This window comes from Bifidobacterium phasiani (genome assembly GCF_019331775.1).
Classification (GTDB): domain Bacteria; phylum Actinomycetota; class Actinomycetes; order Actinomycetales; family Bifidobacteriaceae; genus Bifidobacterium; species Bifidobacterium phasiani.
Window position 1 is genome coordinate 54,366 of the sequence record NZ_JAHBBD010000006.1, and the last position, 13,782, is coordinate 68,147.

General features: G+C 68.5%; 10 protein-coding genes. 9 read left to right on the forward strand and 1 reads right to left on the reverse strand.

Annotated features, from left to right (window positions below; all coding sequences use genetic code 11):
• The first annotated feature begins 39 nt into the window (after nucleotides 1-39).
• The 5 genes from KIH73_RS03895 to KIH73_RS03915 all read left to right on the forward strand — a co-directional run bounded on the left by KIH73_RS03895 (nucleotide 40) and on the right by KIH73_RS03915 (nucleotide 6,681).
• The gene (locus tag KIH73_RS03895; RefSeq protein WP_219080800.1) at nucleotides 40-2,175 is read left to right on the forward strand and encodes a CrcB family protein; all 2,136 of its coding nucleotides are present in this window, start codon (nucleotides 40-42) and stop codon (nucleotides 2,173-2,175) included.
• Nucleotides 2,175-2,570 carry a fluoride efflux transporter FluC gene (locus KIH73_RS03900; RefSeq protein ID WP_219080802.1) on the forward strand — a complete coding sequence of 132 codons (396 nt, stop codon included), beginning with the start codon at nucleotides 2,175-2,177 and terminating at the stop codon, nucleotides 2,568-2,570. The genes KIH73_RS03895 and KIH73_RS03900 overlap by 1 nt, the downstream gene beginning before the upstream one ends.
• A 243-nt stretch (nucleotides 2,571-2,813) precedes the next feature.
• On the forward strand, nucleotides 2,814-4,010 hold the full coding sequence (locus tag KIH73_RS03905) for a LacI family DNA-binding transcriptional regulator (protein WP_219080804.1): 1,197 nt from the start codon (nucleotides 2,814-2,816) through the stop codon (nucleotides 4,008-4,010).
• Between the two features lie 300 nt (nucleotides 4,011-4,310).
• Nucleotides 4,311-5,825, forward strand: a complete 1,515-nt coding sequence (gene gtfA / locus KIH73_RS03910) for a sucrose phosphorylase (RefSeq protein ID WP_219080807.1) — start codon at nucleotides 4,311-4,313, stop codon at nucleotides 5,823-5,825.
• Between the two features lie 187 nt (nucleotides 5,826-6,012).
• Complete coding sequence (locus KIH73_RS03915; RefSeq protein ID WP_338023945.1) at nucleotides 6,013-6,681, forward strand: YesL family protein; 669 nt, start codon at nucleotides 6,013-6,015, stop codon at nucleotides 6,679-6,681.
• 245 nt (nucleotides 6,682-6,926) lie between these two features.
• Here KIH73_RS03915 and KIH73_RS03920 read toward each other — a convergent pair whose 3' ends face one another.
• Nucleotides 6,927-8,486: an alpha-amylase family glycosyl hydrolase gene (locus KIH73_RS03920; RefSeq protein ID WP_219080809.1), complete on the reverse strand. Its 1,560-nt coding sequence runs from the start codon at nucleotides 8,484-8,486 to the stop codon at nucleotides 6,927-6,929.
• 399 nt (nucleotides 8,487-8,885) lie between these two features.
• Between KIH73_RS03920 and KIH73_RS03925 the strand changes: the two genes are divergently transcribed.
• From KIH73_RS03925 to KIH73_RS03940, 4 genes are all read left to right on the forward strand, one after another.
• Entirely contained in the window at nucleotides 8,886-10,259 is a 1,374-nt protein-coding gene (locus KIH73_RS03925) for an ABC transporter substrate-binding protein (protein ID WP_219080811.1), read from the forward strand.
• A gap of 106 nt (nucleotides 10,260-10,365) precedes the next feature.
• Nucleotides 10,366-11,244, forward strand: a complete 879-nt coding sequence (locus KIH73_RS03930; protein WP_219080813.1) for a carbohydrate ABC transporter permease — start codon at nucleotides 10,366-10,368, stop codon at nucleotides 11,242-11,244.
• The gene (locus KIH73_RS03935; protein ID WP_219080815.1) at nucleotides 11,244-12,131 is read left to right on the forward strand and encodes a carbohydrate ABC transporter permease; all 888 of its coding nucleotides are present in this window, start codon (nucleotides 11,244-11,246) and stop codon (nucleotides 12,129-12,131) included. Before KIH73_RS03930 ends, KIH73_RS03935 begins: the two co-directional genes overlap by 1 nt.
• Before the next feature lie 364 nt (nucleotides 12,132-12,495).
• The gene (locus KIH73_RS03940; RefSeq protein WP_219080817.1) at nucleotides 12,496-13,773 is read left to right on the forward strand and encodes an ABC transporter substrate-binding protein; all 1,278 of its coding nucleotides are present in this window, start codon (nucleotides 12,496-12,498) and stop codon (nucleotides 13,771-13,773) included.
• Nucleotides 13,774-13,782: the final 9 nt, after the last annotated feature.

Genomic DNA, 13,782 nt, shown 5'->3' on the forward strand with positions numbered 1-13,782 from the left:
CGTCGTGAGTGGCCGCAGGTATTGGGCAGGAGTGCAGTTATGTCGGATTCATTGCAGGAGGCGGAGAACGAAGCCAATCCTACGCTGATGCTCGTCGACCCGGAGCGGCTGGCGGGGCCGGAGCCGGAGGTGCGGCCGTTGTTCCCGTCGATGCCGTCGAATGCGGCGAATCTGCCGGATGCGGTCGATCTGAAGCCGTCGGTGGAGCTGTCGGTGCCGGACCTGGGGCCGGTGTCGATGGCCCAGGTGCGGCCCGAGCCGTCGCCGGCGTCCGATGATGCGGCGTCCGCCGTCCCGCCGCTGATCGCCGTGCCGCCGCGGGCTGCCGGCGTCGCGCAGACCCCGGCGGCGCAGGCCGACGAGGCCGTGCCCTTCCACGGCAAGGCCACGGCGGCCCCGCCGATGCCGGCGGGCGATGCGGCGTTCGGCGATCCCGCGGGCCCGCGGCCCGTGCTGCCTCCGCTGGTGCCGGAACCTTCGGCCGATTCCACGCCGTCCGTGCCGCTGATGGCCCCCGTGCCGTCGCAGCCGGCATCCCCTCCGGTCGTTCCTCTGCCGTTCGCGTCCACCCCGGACGCCGCTCCGGATTCCGCCGCGGCGCTTGGCGCGCGGGCCGATTCCGCGCGGTCCGCCGTGGGGCCTGCCGCCGCCGAGCCGATTCCCGACGCCGCGGCGTCCGTCGCCCCATCCTCCGCCGGTTCGGTGTGGACCGCCCCGACTTCCGCGGCTCCGGCCGCCGTTGGCCCGGCGTCCGCGGACGAGACTCCCGACGCTCCGGTCTTCCCCGCTTCCGTCCCCGCGTCCGCCATGCCGGCGTCCGTCGCCTCCGCTCATACGGAATCGCCGGTCGGCGCGTCGGCGGCGAACGCGGCGCCGTCTTTGGTCGGTTCCGCGGCTGTCGCCGGCACTCCGGATGCTGCCGGCGTTCCGGTCTCCAGCGGCGTCACGGCCTCGCTCGACGCGCTTGCGGCCGCCGCCGGTACCGCAGCTTCCGCCGATGCGCCGACCGTCACAGGCACTTTGATCGCCGCCGACGGTCCCGCCGACACCGTTGCCGAGGCCGCCGTCACCGCCGCTCCGGCCGACGCCGCGGTTTCCGCCGATGCCGATGCCCTTCCCGACGCCATCTGCGCCCCGGCCCCAGCCGGCGTCGCGGTCCCCGCCGCCGAGGAGCCGTCCGGTGCCGCGGCTTCCGTAGGCGCCCCCGCCGGCGTTCCCGCCGCCGCGACGTCCGCCGACGCTCTTGCCGGTGCCGCCGATGCCGCCGGCACCGTGACCCCCGCCGCTTCCTCCGCCGAAGCCGATGCGCCCGCCGAAACCGGTTCCCCTGACGGCGCCGCCGATGCCGATTCCGCCGATGCCGCTTCCGCCGCCCCGGCCCCGGCGCCGCCGAAGATCCCGCTCGCCCCGATGAAGACCGTGCAGGCCAAGTTCAACCCGCTGGCCGACGTGATGCTGTATATCGTCGTGTTCGTCGGCGGCTGCATCGGCACCGCGCTGCGCTTCGGCCTGTCGCTGGCCATTCCCGGCGACGTGACCGGCGGTGTCGCGCCGTCGTTCCATGTCGCGACGTTCACGGCGAACATGCTCGCCTGCTTCGTCTACGCGATGCTGACCACGTACATGTCGCAGGCCTCGTGGGTGCGCAAGCGCGTGCGGCAGCTGACGAGCCGCGGCGTCGGCATGGGCATGTGCGGCGGCTTCTCCACGCTGTCGGCGATGGTGGTCGAGGAGCTGGAGTCGCTGCGTGACGGCGATGTCGTCGGATTCGTCGTGTATACGCTGGCGTCGTTCGTCGTCGGCCTGGCCGTGGCGTGGCTCGGCACGCGGCTGGCGATCCGCATCGGCGCCAAGCGCGAGGCGAGGGTCATCGCCGACGCGTTCGCCGCGATGCAGCAGGAGCAGGCGGCCGCGGCGCAGTCGTCCGCCGGCGGTCAGAACCGTCAGACGCCGACGGTGGCGTCGCCGGGCATCGCCATCAGCGCATCGCTCGCCTTGGGCGACGGCGAGACGCCGGCGGTCGTGGCCCCCGGCGCGATCGCGTTGTCGGAGGACGGCGCGTCGCCGGTCGTGGCGGTGCCGCTGCCCGCCGCCTGGCGCCGCCACGAGGACCCGAAGCCGGACACCGCGGAGATCGCGGCGGTGCCCGATCCGATCACGGGGGAGGTGCGCTGATGAGCGGGACCCTGGTGCTTGGCGCGCCGCTGACCTTTCTGCTGGTGTGCCTGTGCGGCGGTCTGGGCGCGACCGCGCGGTTCGTGCTCAACACCTCGATCCAGCGCTGGTGGAACCGGGCGTTCCCGCTGGCCACGTTCGTGATCAACGTGATCGCCACCTTCTGCGCCGGCATCGCGGCGGCCGCGTTCTTCCACGAGACCGTCGACCAGAGCACCTATCTGCTGTTCGTGACGGGGTTCCTCGGCGGGTTCTCGACGTTCTCGACCGCGATCAACGAGATGGTCTCGCTGGCCCGCGGCGGGCGGTACGCCGTGGCGGCGTGGTACTTCGCGGCGACGGTCGTGGTGCCGGTCGGGTGCGTGGCGCTCGGCTGGATGGTCGGGTCCATCTGACGGGGGTGGCGGCGCGACGGCGACGGGGCGCGCCGGCTATGCCCGGTGCCGTGTATCGAACCCGTTTGGTACGGTTATCCCTGATTTTTCTAGGCAGATCTTCGCATTTCCCAGCCGTGTCTATGTGTTAACCCAGTAAACTGACACTCAGAGCATATGCAATCATTCGGAGTGCCGAGGCATGCCCATCAAGTTGCGGGCCGGCACGATCGCAGAGGAACGCAGGCGAAGGAGGCTGTCGAGATGGTCGGAATGCGCGACGTCGCGAAAAGCGCGGGGGTGTCGCTGAGCACGGTGTCGCTGGTGGTCAACGGCACCGGCTACGTGTCGGCGGAGATGCGCGAACGCGTCGAGGCCGCGATGCGCGCGCTCGACTACATCCCCAACGAGCTCGCCCGCAACCTGTACAAGGGGCGCACCGATCTGATCGGCGTCATCGTGCCGACGATCCGGCACCCGTTCTTCTCCACGCTCACCGCATGCGTCCAGCATGCGCTGGCGGACCGCGGGCTGCGCACGATGCTGTGCTCGACCGCCGACGTGGCCGCTGGCGAGGCCGAGTACGTGGACATGCTGCGCCGCCACATGATGGACGGCATCGTGATGGGTGCGCACACCACGCACGACCTCGACTACTGGACGTCGATCGGGCGGCCGGTGGTGGCCTTCGACCGCTACCTCGGCAAGGGGATCGCGTCGATCGGCTCCGACCACGAGCAGGGCGGCCTGCTGGTGGCGGACCTGCTGCTCAAGGCCGGCGCGCGCCGCGTGGTCACGGTCGGCGGTCCGCGCGCGCAGTTCCACGACCTCGAGCAGTGGGAGGAGACGGCCGCCGGTGCCGACGCCGGCGCCGAGCCGGGTACGACGTTCCCGACCGTGCGCTATCACCTGACGCTGGAGCGCGAGCTGAAGGCCGCCGGCGCTTGGCATGAGTACGTCGAGGCCGGCGAGGTCGACGACCTGCAGGGCTACGCCGAGACGATGCGCCGGGTGTGCGACCGCGTGGCCGCCGGCGAGATCGACGCGGTGGTCAGCTCGGACGTCGGCGCGGCGTTCTGCGTGCAGGAGGCGTTGCGGCGCGGCATCCGCATTCCCGAGGACCTGCAGGTCGTGGCCTATGACGGCACGTACCTCGCGCAGGCCGCCGGCATGCGGGTCACGGCCGTCCGCCAGGATTTCGAGGCGATCAGCGACCTGATCGCCACGCGGATGCTCGAGGCCATCCAACGTGAGGCCGCGAAGGAGTCCGGGGCCAGGCGCAAGGCGGCGGACGTCGCCGCGCAGGGGCGGCCGCGCGGAGTCGTCGGCGAGGGGGAGCCGTCCGGGCCGGAGGGCGTCGCGGATCCGGAGTCGGGCGAGGTGGTCTCCCGCATCATCGGCATGATCGGCGAGCTGGTGCCGGTCCGGGTCGTGCCCGGCGAGACCGTGCGCTCGCGGTGAGCGCGTGACGCGCGGCCGTTGCCGGGGGGTGACCGGTGCGGCTGGCGGGTCGCGCTGATGGGGGCGGCCGGCGCGGTTGGCTGAGTGCACCAAGGGGCTTGCGGATGGCGGGTTTCCGGCTTGCGGTCTCGGGGGTGCGGCCGCGTCTGCCGATGGTGGCGATTCGGCGCGGGACACGCCTGGGTCGTGGACAGGGCCGCTCGTCCGATGGTAGTATCGAACCGGTTCGACCCATCGGCCCGGGCAGTGGGGGTCCGGATGGGTCCGCACCTGTCCTGCGAACAAAGGAGTTGCGACACCATGAAAAACAAGGTTCAGCTCATCGCCTACGCCGACCGCTTCGGCGACGGCACCCTGAAGTCCATGACCGAGATCCTGCGCACGCGCTTCGCCGGCGTGTACGAGGGCGTGCACATCCTGCCCTTCTTCACCCCGTTCGACGGCGCCGACGCGGGCTTCGACCCGATCGACCACACCAAGGTCGACCCCCGGCTCGGCGGCTGGGACGACGTCGCCGACCTCGCGACGACGCACGGCATCATGGTCGACGCGATCGTCAACCACGTCAGCTGGCAGTCCGCCCAGTTCCAGGACGTGCTCGCCAAAGGCGAGGACTCCGAGTACTTCCCGATGTTCCTGACGATGAGCTCGGTCTACCCGAACGGCGCCACCGAGGAGGAGCTCGCCGGCATCTACCGCCCGCGCCCGGGCCTGCCGTTCACGCACTACACCTGCGGCGGCAGGACCCGCCTGGTGTGGACCACGTTCACCCCGCAGCAGGTCGACATCGACACCGATTCGGACCAGGGCTGGGCCTACCTGATGTCGATCTTCGACCAGATGGCCGCCTCGCACGTCAGCTACATCCGCCTCGACGCGGTCGGCTACGGCGCCAAGGAGCCCGACTCGTCCTGCTTCATGACCCCGAAGACCTTCCGCCTGATCGGCCGCCTGCGCGAGGAGGGCCTCAAGCGCGGCCTCGAGATCCTCATCGAGGTGCACTCGTACTACAGGAAGCAGATCGAGATCGCCTCGAAGGTCGACCGCGTCTACGACTTCGCGCTGCCCCCGCTGCTGTTGCACAGCCTGTTCACCGGCCACGTCGAGCCGGTGGCCCACTGGGTGCGCGTCCGCCCGAACAACGCCGTGACCGTGCTCGACACCCACGACGGCATCGGCGTCATCGACATCGGCTCCGACCAGCTCGACCGCAGCCTCAAGGGCCTGATCCCGGACGAGGACGTGGACAACCTGGTGCGCACGATCCACCGCAACACCCACGGCGAGTCGCAGGCCGCCACCGGTGCGGCCGCGTCGAACCTCGACCTGTACCAGGTCAACAGCACCTACTACTCGGCCCTCGGCTGCAACGACCAGCACTATCTGGCCGCCCGCGCCGTGCAGTTCTTCCTGCCCGGCGTGCCGCAGGTCTACTACGTCGGCGCGCTCGCCGGGCGCAACGACATGGAGCTGCTCAACCGCACGCACGTCGGCCGCGACATCAACCGCCACTACTACAGCACCACCGAGATCGACGAGAACCTCGACCGCACCGTGGTCCGCGCGCTCAACGCGCTGTGCCGCCTGCGCAACTCGCTCGACGCCTTCGACGGCGAGTTCGGCTACGAGGCCGACGGCGACGCCTCGATCACGCTGACCTGGCGCGGTGAGACCACCTCCGCGTCGCTGACCTTCGAGCCGCGCCGAGGCATCGGCGTCGACAACGCCACCCCGGTCGCCTCGCTGGCCTGGAGCGATGCGGCCGGCGAACACGTCACCCACGACCTGCTCAACGACCCGCCGGTCGTGGCGTAGGGTGGTCCCGCGGGCGCCGCGGATCGCACCGGCCCGTCGGCGGCATGCGCCCCGGCGGGCCGTCGTCCCAGCCCGCGGCCGTATCATGTCCCTAGTGGAACGCCCGCGACGGGTGGGGCAGGCCCCCGAGACCGCGCGCGGGCACGCCCCGGCCGCCGGCCCCGGGCGGAACCGAGAAAGGTGCACGGTGAGCAACAAAACCAACAACAACGGATCGAGGCTGTCGCGCTTCTACAAGGTCTTCGACAGCGAGAACGCGTTCTTCCGCATCATGGGCGTGGTGTTCGACCTGATCGAGCTCAACCTGCTGACGCTGCTGTGCTGCATCCCGGTCGTCACGGCGGGCGCGTCGTTCACCGCGATGCACAACACGCTGTGGCACATGGTGCGCGGCGAGGCCGGCTACGTGCACACGCACTTCTTCGCGGCGTTCAAGCGCAACTTCAAGCAGGCCACGCCGGTCTGGCTCGTCTGCCTGGCCGTAATCGTCGTGATGGCCGGCGACGTGATGGTGCTCGGCCGGCTCGACGGGGCGCTGCACGCCGCCCTGCTCATCGTGCTGGTCATCGTCGGCATCCTCGCGGTGAGCGTCGCCCAGTACTACTTCGTGTTCCTGTCGCGCTACGACGACCCGATCAAGGTGCACCTGCGCAACGCGGTGATGGCGGCGATCGGCTTCTTCCCGCGGACCGCCGGCATGCTGGTCGTCCTCGTAGCGTTCGGCGTGCTCTACGCGATGCTGTTCGTCTACATCGTGCCGTTCCTGCTGCTGCTGGGCATCACGCTGCCGCAGTACTGCTGCGCGCTGCTGTACTGCCCGATCTTCTCGCGCCTGGAGGAGGGCGCCGAGCAGTAGGCGGGGCGCCATCGGCCAGATACGGCGATGCGGCCGCGACCCCGGTTCGGCTCCGGGGTCGCGGCCGCATCGCGTTATGGGACGTGGTCCATGCGCGGCCGTGACCGGTTCGGCGGCGCGGATGAACGCGCGTGGCCCGGGCGCGCGGCGGAGCGGTCGCTGCGGCGGCTTTGTCGATCCGTTTCGTGGCCTGGCCCGTGCGTCGCCTCGCGTCGCCGCGGGAGCCGTCCGTGCCGGAGCGTCGTTTACGCCCGCATGACGGTGGCGCTGCCGGCCGGGACGGTGAGCGTGCCGTCCTGCCAGCGGGCCGCCCCGCCGATCACGTGGACGGCCTCGCCCGGCCTCGTCCGCAGCGGGCAGGAGGCCTGCGCCGGGGAGGGGTTGATCGCGACGACCAGCGACTCGCCGGAGCCGTCGGCGGCGTCGCGGCGGTAGACGAACGGGTAGGCGTGGTCCTCGGCGTACAGGAAGTCCACCGCGGCGTCGGCGTGCAGCGCGGGGTGCGCGTGCCGCAGGGCGACGAGCCCGCGGACCGTGGCGTACAGCGAATCCGGGTCGTCGCGCTGGGCGGCGACGGTCGGGCGGTCGGCCTCCGGGTCGATGGGCAGGTACAGCTCCGCGGCCGGCGCCGACGAGAAGCCGGCGTTGGTGGAGGCGTCCCACTGCATCGGGGTGCGCGAGCCGGTGCGCTCGTAGGCGCCCTCCTTGGACAGCAGGCCGTGGCCGTAGCGCATGCCGATCTCGTCGCCGTAGTAGATGAACGGGCATCCCGGCATCGTCATCAGGAACGCGAAGGCGAGCCTCATCTGCTCCTCGGTGAGCGTCTCGCGCATGCGGATCATGTCGTGGTTGCCCGAGGGGATGCAGATGTGTCCGAGGCCGGCCGTCGCCTCGGCCATATGGCGGTAGGCCGCCGTGAACGCGGCGATGTCGCCGTCCGGGCCGCCCGCGAAGTACGGGTGCTCGCGGAACAGGTCCAGGTAGTGCGACGGGCCGAAGTGCAGCAGGAAGTCCATGTCGAACCCGGCGTTGAGCGCCTCGGCCGGGTCGCCCCATTCCGAGACCAGCACCGCGTCGGGGAAGCGCTCGTCGAGGAACGCGCGGACCTTGCGCCACAGCCGCGAGGTCCAGACGTGGCCGGGGTCCTCCTTGACCAGGCTGCCGGCCATGTCGACGCGGAAGCCGTCGCAGCCCAGGCCGAGCCAGAACGCCATGACGTCCTGCATGAGCAGGCGGGTCGCCTCGGCCTCGGGCGAGTCGGCCGCGAACTGCCAGTCCTCGGTCACGGTGCCGAAGCCGTAGTTCAGGCACGGCTGGGTGGCGAAGCAGTTGATGGCCGCGCGCTCGGGGCGCTCGGAGATGCCGCACAGGAAGCCGCGGATCGAGCCGTAGGGCGAGGCGGCGTCCTGGGCGCCGGGCGCGGCCCAGATGTAGCGGTCCGTGCAGGCGTTGCGCGTGCCGCGGGTGGACTCGCGGAACCATGGGTGGTCGATGGCGGTGTGGCCGGGCACGAGGTCGAGCAGCACCCGGATGCCGCGGGCGTGCGCCTCGTCGAACAGGCGGCGCAGGTCCTCGTTGGTGCCGTAGCGCGGGGCGGTGCGGAAGTAGTCGCGCACGTCGTAGCCGGCGTCGTAGAACGAGGAGTCGAAGCAGGGGTTGATCCAGATCGCGGTGCAGCCGAGATCGCGGATGTGGTCGAGGCGCTGGACGATGCCGTCGAAGTCGCCGATGCCGTCGGCGTTGGAATCCTGGAACGACTGCGGGTAGACCTCGTAGAACACCGCGTCGTTGAGCCATCCGTGCATGGGAGCTCCTTGGTCGTGCGCGTCGGGCGCGCGTCGAACGGGTACGACAGCATCGTACCCCGTCGGCGTGTCGGGCGTGGTGCGGTGTCGGGGGTGGTGTCGTGAGAAGTTTTTGCAAGCGGCGCGTCGCGCGCGGAGAGCGGGGTGGTGGGAAGCGTTGATTTTCGGGGGATTGGAGGGGCCTGTCGGGACGGGCTAGCAATCGTTTGACAAAACCGCGGACATGCATTAACATCATTAACACAGGTTCTCGAACCGGTTCGATTCAACCGGTTCGAGTACAATAAACAACCGTCGGATACGGCGCTCATGCGGCATCGCTGCTCGGGGCGCGCGTCTGCCGGAATGTCCAGGCGAGGCAATGCTGCCTCGTGGGGTCATTAAGAAAGGGATAGACAAATGAACAACTCATGGAAGAGGATCGGAACCACGGCCCTTGCCGCCCTTGCCGCTGTCGGCATGCTGGCCTCCTGCGGCGGTGGCGGCGACAGCGCCGGCGGCGACTCCGACACCCTGACCATCTTCAACTCCAAGTCCGAGATCCAGTCCCAGTTCGAGGAGATGGCCGAAAAGTACACCGAGGAGACCGGCGTCAAGACCGAGGTCTACTACTCCAGCGACACCATCTCGGCCCACCTGTCCACCCGCTACGCCTCCCACAATCCGTACGTGCTGTCCATGGTGGACGCCAAGGACATCTACTCGCTCGGTCCGGACCATGCGCTCGACCTCAGCGGCGAGGACTGGGTCTCCGACACCACCCAGGCCATCTCCGTGGACGGCAAGGTGCTCGGCTTCCCGGTCAGCATCGAGGCCCGCGGCCTGATGTACAACGCCGACGCCATCGAGGCCATCACCGGCGAGGAGTTCAACCCGGAGGACTACCAGACCCTCGACGCCTTCGAGGACCTGATCGACGAGCTCAAGGCCGGCGGCATGGAGACCCCGACCGGCGTGCTCAAGGAGGACTGGTCGCTGGCCGGCCACTACCTGCCCCAGGTCTACGAGGAGCGTGAGGATCCGACCGCGTTCCTCGAGGATCTGCACAACGGCGACGTCGACCTGAACTCCGACGCGAAGTTCACCTCGCTGATGGACACCTTCGACGTCCTGATGGAGAACAACTACGCCAAGGACTCCGCCATCTCCGCCGAGCGCGAGGTCACCTCGCAGAACTTCGCCGAGGGCAAGATCGCGTTCCTGTTCGGCGGCAACTGGGACTGGGCCGTCATCAACCAGTACGACTACACCGACGGCCTGGGCATCATGCCGGTGCCGCAGAACACCGACGACGGCTCGAACACCAAGCTCGTCGGCGGCGGCTCGAAGTACTTCTTCATCGACTCGTCGAGCGATGTGACCGACGAGCAGCGCCAGATGGCCAAGGACTTCCTCAACTGGCTGGTCACCGACCCGGAGGGCCAGGACTTCATCGTCAACACCTGCTCGATGGTCTCGCCGTTCGCCTCGAACACGCTTGAGCCGTCCGACCCGCTGGGCGCCTCGGTCAAGCAGTACTCCGACGCCGGCAACCTGATCGGCAACTTCAACGGCCTGCCCGACGACCACTACTCCGTCCTCGGCGCCGACTTCCAGAAGTACCTGGCCGGCCAGTCGAGCCGCGAGGAGTTCGCCGCCGCGATCGAGTCCTACTGGGCCGGTGCCGACATGTCCAACGTCGAGTCCCTGGCCAACGACACCTCCAGCTCCTCCTCCACCACCGATGACGCCGCCGCCAACGACGCCGCCACCGATGACGGTGCCACCGAGTGACACGTTCATGAGATCCTGAGCGCCAGGGAGCATCCAGGGTGCCGCGCGCCGGAACGGACCGGCGGCGCGGCACCCCCTCCCCGTGCGTGCGTCGAAGGGTAAAGTCATGCCAAAAACCAAATTGAGCTATAAGGTCGGGCAGTTCCTGATGTTCGCGGGCCCCGCGGCCCTGCTGTTCGCCCTGGTCGTCATCGTGCCGTTCTTCTACGGCCTGTATCTGACCTTCACCAGCTGGGACGGCGTCTCGCTGCAGAAGCCGTTCGTCGGCCTGTCCAACTACTCCGCCGTCGTCGCCGACACCGATTTCTGGGGGTCGCTCGGCATCACGGTCATCTACTCGGTGATCACCGTCGTCGTCACCAACGTCGTGGCGTTCCTGCTCGCGTTCCTGGTGACCAGCGGCATCAAGGGCCAGAACATCTTCCGCGCCGGCTTCTTCATCCCGAACCTGATCGGCGGCATCGTCCTGGGCTACGTGTGGAAGTTCATCTTCAACCGCGCGTTCGTCTCGATCGCCTCGGGCATCACCGGGGCCACGGTCCCGTCGCTGCTGTCGACGACCAACGGCGCCATCTTCTGCCTGATCTTCGTGTCGGTCTGGCAGTACGCCGGCTACATGATGCTGATCTACATCGCCGGCTTCATGAGCGTCGACGCCAGCCTCAAGGAGGCGGCGCTCATCGACGGCTGCTCGCCGCGCCAGGCGATGTGGCACGTCACCATCCCGCTGATGCGCTCGTCGTTCGTGACCTGCATCTTCCTGAGCACCACCCGGTGCTTCATGGTGTACGACATCAACCTCTCGCTGACCAACGGCGAGCCGTTCGGCTCCTCGGTGCTCGCGGCCATGCACGTGTACCGCAAGGCCTTCACCGAGAAGAACTACGGCGTCGGCCAGGCGGAGGCTCTGGTCCTGTTCATCATCTGCGCGGTCATCGGCCTGCTGCAGGTGTACATCGGCAAGAAGGGTGAGGTGGAAGCCTGATGAGCTCTGCAACCGTTTCCGCTGGGATTCCCCAGGCCAAGGTCCCGATGAGGACGAAGGTCGGCCACGTCGTCCTGTACGTCGTGCTGGTCGTCCTGCTGCTGGCGTTCATCTCGCCGTTCATCATCGTCATCATCAACTCGTTCAAGAACATGTCCGACATCACGTCGAACCCGCTGTCGCTGACCGGCGAGCACGGGTTCACGCTGGAGAACTTCTCCGGCGCGATGGACGCGATGAACTTCTGGACCGTGTTCGGCAACTCGCTGATCATCACGATCAGCGCCACGGTGCTGACGATCCTGTTCTCCGCGATGGCCGCGTACGTCATCGCCCGCAACCCGTCCTGGCCGGCCTGCGCGCTGCTGCTCACGCTCATGGTCGCCTCGATGGTCATCCCGTTCCAGGTGCTCATGGTCCCGATCGTGTCCGTCTACGGCGGCATCTTCGGCGTGCTGGCCCACCGCGTCACCCTGATCCTCATGCACGTCGGCTTCTCGGTCTCGATGGCCACGTTCATGTTCCAGGGCGCCATCTTCACCTCGGTCCCGGCCGAGATCGAGGAGGCCGCGGAGATCGACGGCTGCTCCAAGTGGAGGACCTTCTGGAGCATCGTGTTCCCGCTGCTCAAGCCGATGATCGCCACCGTCGCCGTGATCGACGCGATGGCCTTCTGGAACGACTACCTGCTGCCGTCCCTGGTGCTCACGGACAAGAACCTGTACACCATCCCGATCGCGACGCAGGTGTTCTACGGCACATACTCGACGGACATCGGCCTGGTCATGGCGGCCCTGCTGCTCGCCATGCTGCCGATCCTGATCCTGTACCTGTTCCTGCAGCGCTACATCATCGCAGGCGTGGCCGCGGGTGCGGTCAAGGGCTGACCCGGTTTCCCGGCCCCCGCACCGTCATCGCCCGATCCGGCCGGCCGCCTCGGCGGCCGCCGGCGGGCAACGTCCGGAACGTATATGCCTTGGTACGTTCCGGACGTTTTTTGTTGCCCGGACGAGGGGCCGTCCCCGCCCGGCCCGGCCGCGCGGGCGGCGGGAACGAACATGGCCGATGTGCGTTGGTGTGACGGAGCCGTGCACATCCGGCGAACCGGTTCGACAAAACAGCGGCAAAGGATTACAATGAATCTCTGACACCCGTCGATGGCCATCGACGACCACCGGGTGTTACAGCGGGGAGGGCATGGCAGCCGTCCGCCCGCCTCGGAAAGGGATAGAACACAAGAAGGAGTCAACGATGAAGCCATCCGTGAAGCGAATCGCCACCTCGGCGCTTGCCGCGCTTGCCGCCGTGGGCATGCTGGCCTCCTGCGGCGGCGGGTCCGCCGACGATTCGAACAGCCTGACCATCTTCAACTCGAAGTCCGAGCTCCAGGAGGAGTTCGAGACCATGGCCGAGCAGTACGAGGAGGAGACCGGCGTGCACGTCGAGGTCTACCTGTCGAACGACACGGTGGCCGCGCACCTGTCCACCCGCTACGCCTCGCACGACCCGTACGTGCTGTCGATGGTCGACGCCAAGGACGTGTACTCCCTCGGCGCCGAGCACGCCGTCGACCTCAGCGACGAGGACTGGGTCGGCGACACCGACTACGCGATCTCCGTGGACGGCAAGGTCATGGGCTTCCCGTTCGCGGTCGAGGCTCGCGGCCTGATGTACAACGCCGACGCGATCGAGGCGGCGACCGGCGAGGAGTTCAACCCGGAGGACTACCAGACCCTCGACGCCTTCGAGGACCTGATCGACGACATCAAGGCCGGCGGCGTCGAAAGCCCGACCGGCGTGCTCAAGGAGGACTGGTCCCTCGGCGCCCACTACCTGGCGCAGGTCTATGAGGAGCAGGACGATCCGACCGCCTTCATCGAGGGGCTGCACGACGGCAGCGTCACGCTGGCCGACGACGAGAAGTTCAACTCCCTGATGGACACCTTCGACGTCCTCAAGGCGAACAACTACGCCAAGGACTCCGCCGTCTCCGCCGAGAAGGACGTCAGCTACCAGAAGCTGGCCGAGGGCGACATCTGCTTCCTGTTCGGCGGCAACTGGGACTGGGGCTCGATCAACCAGTACGACTACACCGAGCACATCGGCATCATGCCGGTCCCGCAGAACACTGACGACGGCACGAACACCAAGCTCGTCGGCGGCGGCTCGAAGTACTTCTTCATCGACTCGTCGAGCGATGTGACCGACGAGCAGCGCCAGATGGCCAAGGACTTCCTCAACTGGCTCGCCAACGACCCGGACGGCCAGTCCTTCGTGGTCAACGACTGCTCGCTGGTCTCGCCGTTCACCTCGAACACGCTTGAGCCGACCAACCCGCTCGGCGTCTCCGTCAAGCAGTACGCGGACTCCGGCAACCTGATCGAGAACTACAACTACCTGCCGGACGACCACTACCCGACGCTGGGCGCCGAGTTCCAGAAGTACCTGGCCGACCAGGAGGACCGCGACCAGTTCGCCGAGGCCGTCCAGTCCTACTGGGAGAACGCCGACATGTCGGGCATCCAGTGAGCCCACGTC